The following is an 18,623-nucleotide window of genomic DNA, read 5'->3' on the forward strand; positions in this document are numbered from 1 at the left end:
CATATAAAAGTAGAACTATGCTGAGACTTTTTCAATAAATTAGGAGAGATGCCCAAACAATATAAATATATTGATCCAGTAGATATCTTATTAAGTAAAACCATCTTATAAAGTAAAGTAAAATGGGGAAAATATAGAGTAATATAAAAACTAATACCAATTTCCAAAGTCATTAAGTATCCGGCCAGTGTGCGGCTTTCTGTAGTCATAAAACTCTAGAAAGTTTATCTGTCCGAGTTTATCTATTCGAGTTTATCTGTCCGAGTTTATCTATCCGAGTTTATCTGTCCGAGTTTATCTATTCGAGTTTATCTGTTCGAGTTTATCTATTCGAGTTTACCCATCCGAAAAGATAACTACAAAACTTAACATTAAGAATTCGGGAAATACCAGAATCTATATAAATTTTTTCTTTATGTGGGGAGTTGTCCTTCGTTACTTAGTGGATGTATGTTCCTTAAATATTATTTTTAACTTTTACTGCAGTAGTTGTACAATCCACATTCAATAACCGAATACAAATGAATATGTGTATTAAGAGTTAGTTTTTGATGCTTCTCAAGAGTTGACAGGCAAGGTAAAATAAAAAGTTGAACCTTTGTCTAATTCTGATTCTACCCATATGCACCCTCCATGCCTCTCTACAATTTTCTTACAAATTGCAAGCCCTATTCCTGTTCCAGGATATTCCTCTTTTTTATTTAATCGTTTAAATACTTCAAAGATTCTATTATAGTATTGAGGATCAACTCCGATTCCATTATCCTGCACCGAAAACAACCACTCACTTGCTTTATTTTCTGCAGAAATTCTCTTTGCAGAAATATGGATTTTTGGTGCCTTTTCACTGTGGAATTTTATTCCGTTAACGATCAGATTTTGAAGCACCTGAGCTAACTGAGTATTATCCACAATTACCTCAGGTAAAGGGTCATACGAGACGGTAGCTTTATTTTCTTTAATGAACAGCTCCAAATCAGAAAGTACCCGATTCAAAATGACTTCACTATCCGTAGGTTCGGGTTCTCTTGCTCTTGTAGTCACTCGAGAGAACTCTAAAAGGTCGTTTATCAAATCCTGCATACGGGTAGCTCCGTCAACTGCAAAATAGATGTATTTATCAGCTTTTTCGTCAAGATTTCCCTGATATTTCCTCTGTAAAAGCTGTAAATAACTTGCTACCATTCTCAGGGGTTCCTGTAAGTCGTGAGATGCTATATAAGCAAATTGTTCCAATTCCTCATTTGAGTGGGTAAGTTCTTCCAATTTCAGTCTTAACATCTCTTCTGCTTTCTTTTGCTCAGTAATATCACGAACAATAGCCTGTATTTTCTCTGAGCCTCTGGATTCTGCCGGAAGTTTCTGGAGAATTTCCCAAATCCATACTATTTCTCCATTCTTATTTTTTATCCGGTACTCCAGTTCAATAGAAGTATCCGGGTTAGACATTGTTTCTTTCATTTTTTCGGAAAGCAAAGGCTGATCTTCAGGCACTAATATTTCTGTCCACTTTACTTTGCGGGAAAGAAAGTCTTCTTTAGTGTAACCTGTAATCTCCTCTACAGTTCCATCTATAGACATTGGTTCAAAATTTTCGTTTAAGTTAAACCCTATAAGCCCATATATATTCTGCACAGGTACCTGATGATCTTTTTCTTTTTCAGATCCAGAAGGTCTACTTCTGGATTCAGGTTTACTTACACCAAGCATATTGTAAATTCGGTCCTGATCAACCCTGAGAAAGGTTGTTTCTTGTCTTAACGCTTCTTCGCTCTGTTTAAGCTCCCTGAAGAGAAGAGTATAGGGATGATCAAATCCTGTCTCAATTATTGCTTTATAAATCAGGTAAAAAGACAGAATCTTGAAAAAATGCCCCATAAGATTGAAAAACCCGTACACATCTACATAAAGGGTGAAGGCCAGCTCTTCGAAAATTGTTATCACTATTGATGCTGCAATCAACCTGAAAATACGTTCCTCGAACCTGTCTTTTCTTTTGTAAAGGATAACGAGTGAAAAGAGAAGAATAGTACAGATAAAATATTCACTCATTATCTTAAATGGAGTAAGCCCTGAACCTTCTATATAACTATCAGGAAAATTTCTGAAAACAAAGGTTGACAGCAGACAGGCAGCTGTGATTCCTGCATACAGGAAAAAAACTTGCCAGAAGAATATTTCCTTTTCTATGGGTTCAACATATTTTTTTTCGATTCCTGGACGAGAGTCAATTAGAAGCAATGGAGCTACAAGAAGGGAAATACTTTCCATATACCTTGCTGCTATCCATAACTGGGTTGGAAGGTTTGCATCAAACTTAGGAAATATTCCCATTCCCTTAAAAGCAAATGTATGCATGAGATCAATACTTGCAACAAAAAAGTAAGCGATCCCCAGAAATAAAAGAGACCGATTCTCAAGTCGTATTCTTGATTTAAATACTATGAGGAAAACTACATATGCTACAAAAATGCTGAATATTTCTGCCAGGGAATGGAAAAGGAGGTAATTACTGCGGCTAACTACGTACAGTACACCAATAATTACTATCCAGAGAATTATTTCATACAATTCTATTATTCCCTTTTTTTCCTTATTCTCTGACATTATTTCCCCTGCTTTTTGTTTTTTCTGATTTTTCCTGGAAGCTCCAATTTTTTCACAGGGCTTCTTCTGGTCTTTACCTGCTTCCTAGTTGAACTTTTATACTCCAATAAGAAGTCTTAAAATTAGTATGAGGGAATAATTGTATAAAAGTTATATATAATTTCTAGATAAAATTCTCGCGAGTCTAACTGAGATTCAAAGTTATTTTTCTGAACTATATAAATGGTCAATCAGGTCTGATCATAAAATATTCGTGAAACTCTTAAAGAAAAGGATATGTCAAAGCCAGCCCAATAGCAGTTAGTTGAATAAAGCAAAAATAGTAAAAATAGGATGAAGGATCAAACCCTCATCCAGAAGGTTTAGCCTGCTGCTTTTATCCTTTGGACTCTACTCAGGCTCATTCAATCAAGTTACTCGGCATCTTTCGTTTCATCGGTGCCAGTGTTTGTTTTACTGTCATCGGACAGATTTGTTGTATTTGTTTCCGACATGTTTACTTCAGTCTCATTTTCGCTCTTACTTACCTCAGTCTGATTTTCCATTTTATTAGCTTCTGCCTTATCTGTTTCGTTGGCAGTGGTCTCGGTACCAGTTATTTCAGTACTGGTAGTATTCAAGTTTACTTGAGGCTTTACAGACTGTTTGGGTTCAGAGCCATTTACAAGAGGCAGGAAGTCCGAGTAATTATTGCCTGGAAGTTTGTACGCAGCATCAGCAATTCCATCTCCGTCCGCATCGGTTGCAGTCTGAGAAAATCCGGAGCCATCGGGTTTTGCCCAGAAGTTACCTCCTATAAATGGCCCGCCAACAATATTGGTGCCAGCAGTTTTTGTCACGTTCAAAACATTTCCTTCACTTCCTCCTTTAATGTCTGAATTAACAACGTTATTAAGGTAATTATCAAAGACGGTATTGCCATTACTTGTAGAGCTCATGAAAATGCCTGAGACGCTGTTCATAGCAATGATATTTCTTGAGATAACATTATTCTGGGAAGTACTCAGGTGAATTCCACGGCCGCTATTGGAAGCTTCATTTCCGGAAACATTATTATCCGTGCAGTACGATAGCAGGACTGCATATTCCCTGTTGTCCAGAACTTTATTGTTCAGGATTTTATTACCACTGGACGATATCAGATAAATGCCTCTGCTATTACCTGAAGCTATATTATTTTCAAAGGTATTGACACTGGAATTGGTCAAATAAGCCCCGTGACCTCCGTTTGAATTAAAAGTATTGTTTGTAAAGGTATTATCAGTGGAATTTGCCAGCACAATGCCGTGGTTAACGCTTGTACTTACAGTATTATTAAACAATGTATTCCACTGCGAACGCATGATATACATTCCATACCTGTTGTTTAAAGCTGTATTGTTTGACACCAGGTTGTAACTCGAATCCCTCAGGCTGATCCCCCTGCCGCCTTCCTTGAGGCTGTTGTTAACAACAACGGTATTGTTGGATAACTCCAGATCAACTCCTATGGTATTATTTGACAGTACATTTTCACTGACTGTACAGTTAACAGAGTTTAGTAAAGAAATACCTGAGTTATTATTATTTGAGACCTCATTTCCTGAGATATTGCTGTTCATTCCTGACGAAATCCGGATACCGAACGCACTGTTTGAAGCGAGATTATTCAGAACCGTACTTTCACCCGATCTTAAAAGTAAGATAGCCCGAGTGCTGTTGACCGCTGTATTATTTTCAATACTGCTGTTACCTGAATCAGTAAGAGAAATACCATAACCTACGTTTGAATCTGCTGCATTACCTATCAGGGTATTACCGTTTGAATATACTATATGGACACCGGAACCGCCATTTGCATTTACGGTATTGTTTTCCAGCCTGGTATTGTTGCAGTTTTCCAGGACAATACCGTGGTTAGAGTTCATATTTGCCTTATTTTCCGAAATTTTGTTTCCTTCAGAGGCAGTGACATAAATTCCAAACCTCTGGTTTGAGACCTCATTATTTGTGATTACGTTATAGTGTGACCTCTCAATATTAACAGCTCTCTTACCCTGTTCCACTGTATTGTTAAGGATACTATTGTACATTGAATACTGTACATATATTCCCAGGGCATTATTAACGAGTCTATTATTGTCTATGGTACAGTTATTGGACCCCGATAGATAGATTCCTGACCTATCCAGTCCAGCTCCCTTGATAGTCAGTCCTGTAATTGTTACTTTATCCGCATCTATAGAGAACACATTTGTTGCGTTATCATTGGCCGTAATTACGGTGTCTTCAAAATTTCCAGAACCTGACCTTATTACTATATCGTCTTTCGTTATTACGACATTCTCATTGTAATTTCCTGGACTTACAACTATTTCATCTCCGGCAGTTGCATTATTTACTGCGGATTGTATTGATTCCCCTGGCTGAACCGTGAGCTCAGCCGCCGTACCTATACTTGAACCAAATGTAAAAATAAGGATAGCTACTGTTAAACTGACAAATCGGTTTATTTAAATCCCCCACTTTTTATGTAGATTATTATTTAATTTTTTATTAATACCTGAGATTTTAAACATTAATCCATATAAATATATTGGATCATGATAATATCAAAATAAAGAAATAAAATTATATGGTAAAATTCGATTAATATTAGACTTAAGATACAAATCAGAAGCTTTTTCTTTTCTTACTTTCCTGATCGATTTTCTATGCAATCTGGTAGATTATCTGCTTCTACGTAAAAAATAAACTGATGAGTGAAGGAGAACGGCCAAACTCAATGAACCAAAAAAGAAAATAAAGAAATAAGGAAAAAAAGAAAAAAAGAGAAAATAAAGAGGGGAAAAGAAAAGAGAAAATAAAGAGGAGAAAAGAAAAATGGAGAAATAAAGAGAGGAAAAGAAAAAAGAGAAAATAAAGAGGGGAAAAGAAAAGAGAAAATAAAGAGGAGAAAAGAAAAATGGAGAAATAAAGAGGAGAAAAGAAAAATGGAGAAATAAAGAGGAGAAAAGAAAAATGGAGAAATAAGGAAAGGAAAAAAGAAGAATGAAGGTTTAATACCTTCATCCTGTTTTTTTCCTCTATTTAATTTTTATATTCTAGTTTTTGCTCTATTTATCTTTTTTGTATTTACCCTTGTTTTAATTTTCGTTTTTAGTGTTTATTTCATCTCTTGGTCTTTACGTCATCTTTTGACCTTTGTTTCTCTTTTTTAACTGCCCTTTTATTTTCTTTTATGCAGGAGTACCATGAAAAGGCAAACTACTACATAAAGCGCTTCAAATCCGGGTATGCTTGAGATTTTACTCTTTCCTGCTTCCTGTTCGGTTTTTTGTTCGGCTTTTTGTTCGGTTTTGTTTTCTGCTGCTGTATTGTTCTTCTCAAGTTTTGAAGTGTTGGTTGAAGGCTTTGTTTCAGCTACTTTTTCTTTCTCTACAGCTTTTCCTGTTATTGCAAAGAACGAGAATCCCGGTGTTTCTGCCGTGAAGTACAGATACCCATTGTCTTCTTTTAAGCATTTCACAGGCAGCTGTGACCATTTTTTGTCGCTGTACCTGTTGAGTGTAATTGAATTCTGGTTGATCTTCTTATCCTGCAGCCAGGTTTTTTCAACCTTGAAGCACACTACAGGGTTTCCAATGTTCTTTTCGCTTGCAAATCCGCTGTTTCCGACCCAGAGGTTGAAGTATTTATAGACCTCACCCGAGTCCAGTACTGAAGTCAGAGTGGATTTTGCTTTGAGCTGCTCGGCAATGGTTGTGATCTTACCTGCGGTCTTCTTTGCATCAAAGCTAACATACACAACACAGGTTGCATTGTTTGTAAAATCAAATACTACAGGCTTTCCGTTTGTAACCTGTGCCTTTGAAAGTTCCTTGACCTGGACATTAGTTTGAGGTTCAGGGGAGCCACCACCTCCGCCGCCTCCGCCGCTACCACTGCCACTGCTGTGGCCGCCTCCGTCATCATCATCGTCGTCGTCTGAACTGCTTTCTTGCGTGACAGTTATTGTAATAGGTTTTGCCACGGAAGTGCCGTTTTCATTTATTGCAGTTAAGCTAACAGGATAGGTTCCAGGGTTAGTGAACACATAAACAATGCTTGGATCCGTAGACTCTATAGTTCCGTCATTGCCGATATCCCATTTTCTTGAGGTTGCGTTTTGTGACAGGTCGGTAAGCAGGACCGAAAGAGGAGCATAGCCGCTTGTTACATTGGCATTGAAGTTTGCAACAGGAAGAATTTTATATTCCTCTGCAATAATTTGCACATTTGCTGAGGAAGTATCATTTCTATTGCTTGCTGTCAAAGTGACATTATAGGTACCCGGCTTCTCGTACACATGGACAAAACTCTTATTGGTATTGTCCGGATTTCCATCACCATCAATGTCCCAGCTTATTGAGGTTGCATCCTGTGAACGATCCGTAAATTGAACTGAAAGTGGGACAAAACCCTTTGTAGTACTGACATCGAATTTAGCTACAGGCAGCACTACACGTATAAGCGGGTAGTTATCCGTAACATTACCGTTGGCTGAAACGTAAGGAATATCAATAATACCATCGCTGTCGTTATCAAGATTTATGTCGGAGAAACCCATGAGTGACGGGCTACCCCAGAAATTGCCTCCAATATTCGGACCGCCCATTACATTTTTACCTGAAGTTTTATCAGTGTACCAGATGCTTCTGTTATTCCTAATGTTTGCATTATTAAGGTTATTGAAACAGTTATTATAAACGTAGTTGTAGTAGCTTCTGGGACACATGTAGATGCCGTTACCGTTTGAGCTTACATTGTTGCCTGAAATATCGTTGCTTTCAGAGGAACCGAGGGAGATAGCATCGTTAATATTGTCATGAATTATATTCCGTGAAAGGGTGTTATTGTTGGCAAGTGACAGCATAACTCCAGATTCACCCTCAGAGACTGCATTCTGAGAAAGCACGTTTTCAGTTGAGGTTGTCAGGTAAATGCCTATTTTATTGCCCTGCTCTGTATTATTCTGTAGTTTATTTTTGTTACACGAGCCCACCAGGCAGATCCCATATGTACTGCTCGAACTTATAATATTGTTGATGATGTTATTCTCACTTGAGTTATCAAGGCGAATACCATCACCGTTGTAACTCAAAGTATTGTTTGAAAATGTATTTTGCGTGGATACAGAGCCCTGCAAGACAATACCTTTCGAATTTTGGGACGCGACATTGTTAGATATATTATTACCGTTTGCATTCTCAAGATAAATACCATAATAAGTATTCAAATTCGCTTCATTGTCATTTACAATGTTATTTTTTGTATCATTATGCAGTTGAATACCATTGCCGCTGTTCGAATTTGCCTTATTACCTGAGAGTGTATTTCCGCTGGATGTATAGGCTACGTAAAAACCTCTTCCATTTTCATTTGCGTTATTGTTTATCACATGGTTATTATTGGAATATCTCATAGCTATTCCGTATTCACAGCTTGAAACTGTGTTGCTTTGTACGTAACTATTCGTACAATTATCCAGGAATATACCATGGTTATTATCTGTTGTAGTGTTACCTGAAACTGTGTTATCTAAAACTGTATTTTCGGAAGAGTACCCCATTTCAATTCCGTTTCCTCCGTTGGAAGAAACATTATTATTTTTCAAGTTGTTCTTACTTGATCTTGCTAAATAGATACCCCTAACCCCATTCGAGCTTACAATGTTGCTTTCTAAAGTGTTATTATTGTTTGTATCTTCCAGCTGTATACCGCTGCCAGAATTATGGCTTACAGTATTTCCTGAGATAGTATTACTACCCTGGGAGTTAAAAATATAAATTCCAGACGTATAACCTGAAATATTATTGCCCGAAATAGTGGTTGAATAAGACTGTGTGTTATAAATTCCTGAACCTGTACCAGTAGTAACTAGGTTGTTGCGTATTACAATGTTTGCGGAAGACCTCAGGTATATTCCCACGCTATTGTTTAAAAATTTATTATTCTCAACGGCGCAGTCCCTGCACATATTCAGATTGATGCCTGAAGAGCCTCCTCCAGCTCCACTGATCGTAAATCCTATAATTTTTAAATTCGTTCTGGCTCCAATAGAGATAACATCTTTGCCTGTGCTATTGGAAGCAATTGTCGTCTTATCAGGACCCTGTGATGACCTGATTTCCAGGTTATCTTTATTATTTATAGTGATATTTTCAGTATATGTTCCCGGGTCTACGATAATTGTATCACCTGAACTTGCGCTATTCACTGCGGCTTGTATGGACCCACCTGACTGAACGGTAATATCCTTAGCCGCCCCCACACAAGAACTTAGCGTGAGTATTAAAAAAGTTAGTAACAAAAGTTTTATTTTGTTTATTTCAAATTCCTCCCTACACATAAAAGAAGTTAAGAGTATAACTTTATTAAATTAATTAGAAACTAATTGCAAATAGGATATAAACATGTCGGTTTTGATTAATATATTTGTAAAAATATGCTATAATCGAAAATCACAAAATAAGGTCATAGCTTAACGGAATACTCTTGATTTCTACCCATTGTCCTTTTATTCTCAATATACACTTCCGATTATATTAAGCAGAAAATAAGTTAACACTGACTATATCTTACTTTTTCTCACCCTCACTTGACGGTTTGAATTAACTGTAAAACATACGTTTTCATCTACAATCCTGCCAGGCAATTCAGATTTTTTCTATATTATACAAGCCTGCTAAGTGCCTGATTATTCTGGTAACTAAGAGTAAAATTAATATATTTAGTAAGTACCTTTAAAAAATAGTGTTATCTCCAAAAAATATTTCATGAAATGTAGGGAATGTATTTCTCAATTATCTTATCTAAAAAATAGCATAGGCAAGATACAAGTACAGAAGTAGGCATAAGCAGAAATAACAATAAAAAGAGAAAAAGAATAAAGAAAAAACTTCAGGTAAAAAGAAAAGGGAAAAAGAAAAAAAGGGAAAAAGAAAAAAGAGAAAAAGAAAAAAAGAGAAAAAGAAAAAAAGAGAAAAAGAAAAAAAGAAACAAAAAGGAAAAAGAAAAAAAAGGGAAAAAGAAAAAAAAGGGAAAAAGAAAAAAAGAAACAAAAAGGAAAAAGCCTTTGGAAAAAGCCTTTATAACTTTTAGTACCCCTTTTTCCATTAAAGAACCTTTTTCTGTCTCAGTAAACCGTTTCCTTTTTTATCCTCGTATTATACGCTCTGTACTCATCCTGTTTTTTATCTTGAAGGTAAACGTACTCATATCCCGGATGAATTAGCCTTTTCCTGTACTCTTCCCTGGCTTCAGCCTGGCATTTCTCACAGGCGTAGATTGGAACCGAAACCCCGAAGATCCTGATATCGTCTACGCCCCTATGAGCATGGGAGTCAATGGTTTTGTAGCCCTGGCAGTCAGGGCACATCCGGATGGTCTCTTCCTGGAACTCTTGAATCATATCCGTATCGTAAAAGATCTGCTTTTTTCGGCGGTAGAAGTCCCCATGTTTTGTCACTTCAGCCTCTACAAGCCTATCCCTATTTTTCCAGTTTTCAAGCTGAGCTGCAACTACTTCTTCCAGGGTCTTTCTGTCCCTGGCAGCCTGGACAAACATTCCTGGCTTGAAGTCAGGTTCCTTTACGCAGGAATAATCAAGCCCTGCCATTGCAAGGATTATACCTGTATTTACATAAGGAAGTGCACTCTGGATTGCATAACCTCCTTCAAGCACGGCCATGTCAGGGGCAAGTTTTTCATTCAATTTTGCATAGCCCTGTGCGGAAAAGCGCATATTTGCGAGAGGATCGGTATAGTGGTTATCCTGTCCTGCAGAATTCAGGACAAGCTCTGGTTTAAAATCCTTAAGAATAGGAAGCACAAGGGAATCAAGCACGTAAAGTATGCCCTCATCTGGAGTTCCTGGCGGCAAGGGAATATTGATAGTTCTGCCAAGGGCTTTTGGGCCTCCCAGTTCGTTTATAAAGCCTGAGCCAGGGTAAAGGGTCCTTCCGTCCTGATGGAAAGAGATAAAAAGTACATCAGGATCATTATAGAAAATTTCCTGAGTTCCGTCCCCATGGTGTACATCAGTATCAACAATTGCAATCCTGCGTATCCCGTACTTTTTTCTCAGGTACTCGACAAGGATGGCTTCATTATTGATATTACAAAACCCCCGGTTTCCATGTGTTACTGTCATTGCATGATGACCAGGTGGGCGGACAAGCGCAAAAGCGTTTTTGACCTCTGCCTTCATAAGGGCGTCTCCAAGCACCAGACAACTACCTGCTGCGATCAGGTGAGGAGTTGTAGCCTGGGCTTTTATATCAGGCACACAGAAGTGAACTCTGGCAATATCCCTGTACTCTGCAAGACGAGGTTTATATTCGGCTATTTCCGGCAAGTCCATCAGGCCTTCTTCAAAGATCTGGTCTCTGGTATAAAGAAGACGTTCTTCTCTTTCAGGATGGGTCGGTGAAATAGCCCAGTCAAAGGCAGGGAAGAAAATAAGGCCTGTCTTCTCGGCTCCAGTGCGGTCTGCCGGGAGTAACGGTTCTTTTTTCGGTTCCAACCCGGTCTTTTTTAGTTCCATTGTAATTTCCTCATTTCCTTTGGGTGTTTCAGGCTTCGTTTCCTCAATTCTCGTCTTCCGCGCTTCTTCAGTCTCGATCTTACTCTTCCCTTCTGCCTGCTCTTTTTCCTCTTCTGATGAAGTTGTCCCTGAGCCAGTTTTCAGTACATCCCTGAGTCTTCCAAACCCCAGTTTCATGCCTTTTCCCCCCTTTTCCACTCCGGGATCAGGCCTGCAGGAATCTGCATACTTACATCAAAAAGTTTCCCTGAAGTATACCAGCCGTTGACGACATTGAAAACCTCACTATTAACAATCTCAGCTTCATCCGCATACTCGGAAATTCCAAAGTCTTCAGCCCGTTTTCTCAAGAGTTCTGAGGCCAGGGTTTCAGCCTCGTCGAGCCGGACTTTGTTCAAGTTACCGAACTTTGTTGTACTTAGACTGACAATCTCTCCTTCTTCGGCGACTGAGTACATTTTCTGCTCAGTATCAATGTGCAGGTTGAGAGTAAGTGTGGGCCTTGCAACGGCTGCCCCTATGGCATTTCCGACCTCAGCATACTCAGGAATAACAGGATTTGCATTAAGTTTTTTCGCAATCTCTGCAATAAGTCCCTTAGCACCCCCTCCGATTCCAACCACGTTTTCAGGCCTTGCTTTTTTCTCCTGCAGTACTTCCCATACCCTGTAAGCAGGTTCCTGTTCCCATTCAAAAAACATTTCATTGACTGCATCAGTGATCATCCGTGCAACTCTATCCACAATCAGGAATGCAGTTTCGGTTTCGGATTTTCCAAGTTCGGAAGCTGTAACTTTGATCGCCTCACTTGCACGTTCGGGATTTCCTACCTCAATAAGTCCGAGAAACTTAAGGGCATCCGTAGGGGTAGTTTCTTTCCCTCCCATGCAATAAGCCGGGCCTGCCCTATCAGGACCAACTGTTATTTGTTTTGTGCCGGGACTGAGGTCCTTAACCCTTATAACACTGTCTCCCCCCACAGCTATCGAGCGGACTGCAAAAGCCCGGACATGTGTCAGGAAACCTCCAAGTTTTGCACCTTTAGAAGCAAGAAGGGGTTTACCTGACAGAATTAATGCAAGGTCTGTTGTCGTCCCTCCTATATCCACAACAACTGAGGTCTGTCCCTCAGGAGTAAGGGCAAGAGCTCCAACCGTACTTGCGGCAGGGCCCGAAAAAATAGTTTCCACAGGAAATTCTATCGATTTTTCAACCGGGAGAGTTCCGCCATCGGCTTTCAGGATGTACACAGGAGCCCGGATATTTCTCTCATCAAGAGCTTTCCTGATTTTCTCAACAAATTCCTGATAGCGCTCTCTTGTGGCAGAGGCAAGCATAGCAGTTGCTATCCTTCTTGGGAAATTCAGTTTTCCCGAAACCTTGTGCCCGAGTTCCAGTTTACAGCCAGGAAAGTCCTCTCTGAAAATCTCCTCTACCCTGAGTTCGTGAGAGGAGTTCCTCTGCCCGAACTTACTTATAATGGCTGCTCTCGAAAACCCTGATTCCCGGATCAAACCCACAGTTCTTCGGATCTCGACCTCATCAAGGGGGTCGATTTCCCTTCCCCTGTAATCCATAGCTCCTTTTAGATAAAAACTGTCAGGAAAAGTATAACTTGCCGGGTTAACTCCGGGTCCCGGAATTAATACCAGGGCTACACGGTCGGTTTTGCCTTCGGCAATAAGATTTGTTATCACGGTTGTACTGAATACTACTCTTTCCAGCTGTTCAGGAGGAACATCTCTGCTGACTGCATCAAGGGCCTCAAGCAGGGAACTCAGAAGATTTCCGGGCTCAGTGGAAACCTTGGCAGTACTGCATACTTCTCCATTCCGGATAAGCACTGCATCCGTGGTAGTGCCTCCGACATCAATTCCTATTAGCATTCACAATTCGCCTATCCTCGCTGTATGTGTTTTTATTCTTTTATTACCACATTCATGTCAAATTTAATCATGCCAAATTTCAAACTTTTTTCAAAAAAAGTTTGTTTTAGCTTATAAAGTGTCATATCTCTGATAGACAAGAATACTATTTCTAAGCTTATATGACAAAAACATTCTGAATTGAAAAAGAATTGTAATCTACAAAAAAGATTACTTTAAGAGATATTAAAAGAAAATTCAGTTAAGAAAACCAGGTTAAGAAAATAAAGTTAAGAAAAAAGTAAGAAAGCTCAAGTATAAAGAGTAAAATACTCAATTGAATCTCAGTTTTGACAGTGAAATTAATGGAATTGTAAATGAAATAAGCAATTTTTACTTTTTAAGATTACCTTTTATCTTCGAACCTGATAGTGTACTTTGTTTCATTTCCTCTTTCAAGCTCGATTGTTCCGTTAATCTGTTCAACGAGAGCGTTTACAAGTTGCAAGCCCAGGGTTTTCGAATTTCTGAAATCCACTTCTTCCGGAAAACAGCCTCCATTATCCGTGTAGACAAGAGTAAAACCGGAAGGCAATTCTGGAAAATTCGTTTCGGCTACTTCGCCTGTTCTTAGTTCTCCTGTTCTCAGTTCGCCTGTTTTTTGACACTCAACCTCATTTCGGAAGAGGGAAATCCTGATATCTCCTTCTACACCTTTTGGAAATGCATATTTAAGGGAGTTTGAGAAAAGTTCATTAATTATAATTCCCAGTGGGACTGCAGTATCAATTCCAAGAAGTGTACTATCCACTTCAAGGACAAACTTGATCTTCTCGTTTCCTATTCTGTAAGAGTGCAGAATTTCCGCAGTCAGTTTCCGGAGGTATGCTGCAAAATCGATACTTGCCGAATCTTCGGACTTATAGAGCTCTTCATGAATAAGGGACATGGAGACTACACGGTTTTCGCTTTCCCTGAAAGCTTCAGTAATCTCTTTATCTTTGAACTTGTCAGCTTGAAGGCTAAGCAGGGAAGAAACTATCTGAAGGTTATTTTTTATTCGATGATGGATCTCTCTCATGCCGATCTTCTCGGCTTTCTCAAGGGTTTCCTCAACTTTTTTCCTCTGAGTAATGTCATAGGCATACCCCTGGACAAATGCGGTTTCTCCTGAAGTGCTACATACGTTATGGATTAACTCATGAACCCATTTTACACTTCCGTCCTTCCGCCTTATTCTGTAATCGTACTCCATAATGGAATTCGGGGAGATTTGAGAAGATATCATTTTATCCCGAATCTGATATAGCAATATCATATCTTCCGGGACAATAAGATCAAAGAACTTTACTCTACCGGAAATAAACTCCTCTTCTGTGTATCCGGTTATTTCATCAAGGGCTCCTTCAAGCAAGAGAAGATCAAAATTCCTGTTAAGTTTAAACGAAATTCCTTTGAAATTCTCTAAAAATGATCTGTAGAGCTCTTCACTTTCCCTCAATTTGTGGGAAGATTGTTTAATTTCAGTAACGTCTACCATTACCCCTAGAGCCCTGCATATACAGTCTTCCTCATCTCTCAGGAATACTCCTTTGTTTTTTACGTAAAAATAACTTCCATCCTTTCGCTTGAATCTGAATTCCTCATTGAACCTATCTCCTGTGTTCCAGCAGTTTTTCAATGATTGCTGCACCCTTCTATAATCTTCGGGATGGATATGTTCAAGCCAGTCATAAAAATCAAGATTCGCAATTTCTTTATTGCTGTAACCTGTAAGCTCAGTAACTGCTCCTTCCCACTCTACACTACCATTTCTCAGGTCAATATCATATATTAGCTGCCCTGTCTGTTCCGCGATAAGACGGAACCTTTCCTCACTTTTTTGCAGCCTCTCTTCCGTTTTTTTGCGTCCTGTAATGTCAAGCATTACTCCTATAAGCCCTTCTATATTCCCGCAAAAACTTTTGTACACGGCCTTATTAAAAATGAAGTCCCTTTTGATTTTATCAGAGCACACCACTTTAGTCTCGTAAACCTGGCTTCCTCCTTTCTGGAAGAGTTGCCTATCCATAATTTTGTAAACCTCACTAAGTTCTAAGGGAATTGCTTCGGAAAGCTCATCTATAGTATGCCCTTTTACTTTTTCTTTTGAACTTCCGAGGATCACCTTTGCAAAGAGATCGTTACAGCCCTGATAAACGCCTTTTCGATCCTTGTAAAATACAGGAGCCGGAATTGTATCCAGCAGAGTTTCCAGAAAGTTCACCTTTTCTTTTAGTGCGTCTTCCACTTCTTTTCTTTGAACTGTAAATGAAAGGACTATTGCAACGGTATTCAGGAAGCGAGTATCCTCTACAGTAAATTTCTTCTTTCTCGTGCTGTGAGCTGTCAGCACTCCATACGGTTTTACAGTACTTCCTATGAGCAAACTTATTCCACTGATTATACTCAAGGAGTCTTCAAGGCCCATTGTTCTGAAGAAATTCTCCCTATCAAGTTTCTCTAACAGGATAGGCTGGCTTGAAAGTACAGTATAGCCAGCTCTTGAAGCTGAATCTTTTTTGATGATCCTGCATAAGTTCTCTGGCTTCCAGCCAATCCCTGTCTCAAACATAAAGTTTCCATCAGGCAAGAGTTTCAGGACGCAGCAGTACTCGACGTCAAGAGCTGCTGCAACCAGAGGCAAGACTTGATCAAGCAGAACCCGAAAATCCTGGACTTTGAGAGAGAGACTGGAAATTTGGGAAAGCACTTCATGCTCTCTTTTTCTTAAGAGTAGCTTTTCTTCGGCCTGTTTGAAGGAAGTGATCTCAAACCCAGAGATAATTGCACTTTTGCAGGCAGGTAAAGGAGTAAAAATAAGTGAGTAAGTTTTCTCGCCTGCTTTCAGCTCAGCTCGTGAGGGTTTCTTTTGGATTGCCACTCGTCGTGCAGTCTTCAGGATTTCATCAGGCGCTTTTTCTCCAGTCCTGCTATTAAGAGCCTCAAGCAAGGATTTTCCTGCTTTATTTGCGTAAAAAACCGTCCCTTCTGCCCCTATTCGCAGAACAGGGCCAGGGCTATTTAGAAGATATTCAGTCATCCAGTTTTCTTCATTTTCCATGCCCATAATGTCTTTCCGATTTATGCCAGAACCATCAATTCCTGAATCTCTGATCATTGGCTAATAAATTTCCTAGTAGTTTTATTGCTGATTTATGTAAAGTTCAAACCTCAGATCTATCTTTTAAGCACTATCTTTTAAGCACTATCTTTTAAGCACTATCTTTTAAGCACTATCTTTTAAGCACTATCTTTTAAGTACTATCTTTTAAGTACTATCTTTTAAGCACTATCTTGAAATTATCTTAAATTTTATAACATATTAATATTTTGCTAATTTATACTAAATTAATTGTATATGTTTGGATGAAGATTTATGATGCTTATACAAACAACTTACACAACTATGGGTATTTATAAAATACCTAACATTTACTAATTTGTAAGTCTCCAAAGGTTTACAAAGATGTCTGAGAGGACTTTGTCTCTGATAGAATATTAAAGAATAAATATTTAATATATTTACTGTAATAAAATTATTAGATAAAAAATATTCAGGTAAGTATTTAGGTAAAAGTATTTAGGTAAGAACTTGAGTAAAAATTAGAACAAATAGCTCGGTTAAAATATTTTGAAAAATTTTGAATAATATGTCAATAATGAAATCCAGACTGAAGCGCAAACTTATAAGGAAGGTGTTTTTATAGAGGATCTCAATCTACTCAAAAGAAAACTTGACAATATGGACATAATTGAGCTTTCTGAGTATGTAAAGGAAAATTACCCTGAAAATGAGGAGCTCTGGGTCGGGTCAAAGAAAATAATTATTAGAAAAATTCTTAACTTTGAAAGAAACAGGATGAATAAAGAGGATTTATAACATACATCAACCATTTTCAAGGATTAATTTCAAACCTGTCTCTTTCATCTGGAACCAGTAAAAATAAAAAAGCCTTGATTTTAAGGGGCTACAAGCATGTTAAAAGAGTGTCTTTAAGAATGTTCCAAAAGCTTTCATGAGTCTGAAGGAATTTCCTGAAAACATTAGCTTTCTTAGAAGGATAGAAGGGTGATCCATGTCTCCGTATTCGGTAATCGTATCGAGAATCGAGGGGGTATTTAGCGAACCTATAAGGTCATTCAATTGCCTGTCTTCCAGCTTGCCGATGTAGTCATGAATTTTCATGCCTATTTCAAGCTCTCTTCCAAGACCCTTCCGCCAGAGCTGGTCATATTCGGAAAGCCTTTTTGCCGAGGTATCTCCCTCAAGGGCAGCCTGTGCAGCAACTTTGCCAGCGATTTTTGCCGCGAAGGCCCCGGTATAGATCCCTCCTCCTGATGTAGGTTTTGTCTGCCCTGCAGCATCGCCAACCAGGAGAATCCCATCCGACACCGTTTTCTCCTGAGGGCCAATAGGGATTCCCCCTACTACAAAATCAAGCATTCCTCCTGAGTATCTCGCTTTTACGTGAGAATTGGAGCGAAGGAATTTCTCAAGATAGGAAAGAGGAGAACAGTTTTCCTGGCCATTTTTCCAGGCAAGCCCAGGTTCAAGAGCAAGCGCAATTCTCGAAACCTTTTCATTAACAGGTACAGTCCAGGCAAAAAAGCCAGGAGCAACAGAACCTGGAAAGAGTTCAACAAAGTCACTGTCGTACGAGGCATAAGGAGCTTCGATCTGGATGCCAGGAAGTACGCGGGAAGGTTTTTCAAGCCCTGCGTAGCTGGCTATCCGACTTTTTACTCCATCTGCTCCTATCACGGCGGATGTATGGATTGTTTCAGGCTTGCCGTTTTTCAGTACCCTGAGTTTTACAGTAGAATCTTGCTTTCCCTCCTTCTCGGTTTCCGGGTTCGGTTTTTCGAGCCCAACAGCTCTTGTCCTTAGAGAAAGTTCCACACCTTCTTCCACAGCCATTACTGCAAGAGTGCGGTCGAAATTTTTCCGTGAGACCACATACGCTTTGGTCTGCTTTCCATCAATTGGCAAGCACTGCCCGTCCGGAGCATATACGAAAGCTCCACGCACAGAATTGAACACAAATTCGTCAGAAGGCTTGAGTTCGCATTCTGCAACCGCTCTGGTGCTCAAAAGTCCGGTACAGCTTACAGGCGACCCTATGAAAGCATGCTCTTCAAGCAGGAGAACCTTTGCCCCATTGAGGGCTGCATAGCGAGCTGCAGTGGATCCAACAGGACCGGCTCCAACTACAACGACATCGTATTTCATACAGTGTTAACCTCGAGAATAAGCCCTTAGAATAGCAGAAAGCTTAATATACTCATAATTCATAGTTATAGTTAAAATTGCAATATTTATATATAAGTAAAGTGATTGTGAATACAATGATACCGGATGCAGTGATATCCATTTTATATGTAAGCTTTATTAATGATAATAATTTTTATATTTTATAGTAATCTCTTTCTTGATAAAAAGAGTTCTTTGTCGGTCAGGGTTCCCTTCTTTAATAGAGTTACCTCCTTGAGCTGCTGAGTTTTTAATTGATCTCCAAACTAATTAGAATTTGAATAAAACAATT

At 39.0% G+C, this 18,623-nt stretch carries 8 protein-coding genes; 1 reads left to right on the forward strand and 7 read right to left on the reverse strand.

Annotation, left to right across the window (positions count from 1 at the left end):
• Positions 1-558 precede the first annotated feature (558 nt).
• From MSBR3_RS18795 to MSBR3_RS04465, 6 genes are all read right to left on the reverse strand, one after another.
• The gene (locus MSBR3_RS18795) at positions 559-2,607 is read right to left on the reverse strand and encodes an MASE3 domain-containing protein (RefSeq protein ID WP_052723279.1); all 2,049 of its coding nucleotides are present in this window, start codon (positions 2,605-2,607) and stop codon (positions 559-561) included.
• 413 nt (positions 2,608-3,020) lie between these two features.
• The gene (locus MSBR3_RS04435) at positions 3,021-5,099 is read right to left on the reverse strand and encodes a NosD domain-containing protein (RefSeq protein ID WP_394297723.1); all 2,079 of its coding nucleotides are present in this window, start codon (positions 5,097-5,099) and stop codon (positions 3,021-3,023) included.
• A 716-nt stretch (positions 5,100-5,815) separates the two neighbouring features.
• Positions 5,816-8,899 (reverse strand): NosD domain-containing protein, encoded by a 3,084-nt coding sequence (locus MSBR3_RS04445; RefSeq protein ID WP_230627786.1) that lies wholly within the window; start codon positions 8,897-8,899, stop codon positions 5,816-5,818.
• 864 nt (positions 8,900-9,763) lie between these two features.
• Complete coding sequence (locus MSBR3_RS04455) at positions 9,764-11,350, reverse strand: histone deacetylase family protein (RefSeq protein WP_048106714.1); 1,587 nt, start codon at positions 11,348-11,350, stop codon at positions 9,764-9,766.
• Positions 11,347-13,059 carry a hydantoinase/oxoprolinase family protein gene (locus tag MSBR3_RS04460; RefSeq protein WP_048106716.1) on the reverse strand — a complete coding sequence of 571 codons (1,713 nt, stop codon included), beginning with the start codon at positions 13,057-13,059 and terminating at the stop codon, positions 11,347-11,349. The genes MSBR3_RS04455 and MSBR3_RS04460 overlap by 4 nt, the downstream gene beginning before the upstream one ends.
• Before the next feature lie 385 nt (positions 13,060-13,444).
• Positions 13,445-16,198, reverse strand: coding sequence for a PAS domain S-box protein (locus MSBR3_RS04465; RefSeq protein ID WP_230627788.1), 2,754 nt, complete (start codon positions 16,196-16,198; stop codon positions 13,445-13,447).
• Between the two features lie 624 nt (positions 16,199-16,822).
• Here MSBR3_RS04465 and MSBR3_RS20600 point away from each other — a divergent pair.
• Positions 16,823-16,960 carry a hypothetical protein gene (locus tag MSBR3_RS20600; protein WP_196297006.1) on the forward strand — a complete coding sequence of 46 codons (138 nt, stop codon included), beginning with the start codon at positions 16,823-16,825 and terminating at the stop codon, positions 16,958-16,960.
• Positions 16,961-17,059: 99 nt separating this feature from the next.
• Here MSBR3_RS20600 and MSBR3_RS04470 read toward each other — a convergent pair whose 3' ends face one another.
• Positions 17,060-18,310, reverse strand: coding sequence for an NAD(P)/FAD-dependent oxidoreductase (locus MSBR3_RS04470; RefSeq protein ID WP_048106718.1), 1,251 nt, complete (start codon positions 18,308-18,310; stop codon positions 17,060-17,062).
• Positions 18,311-18,623: the final 313 nt, after the last annotated feature.

The organism is Methanosarcina barkeri 3, assembly GCF_000970305.1.
GTDB classification, from domain to species: domain Archaea; phylum Halobacteriota; class Methanosarcinia; order Methanosarcinales; family Methanosarcinaceae; genus Methanosarcina; species Methanosarcina barkeri_A.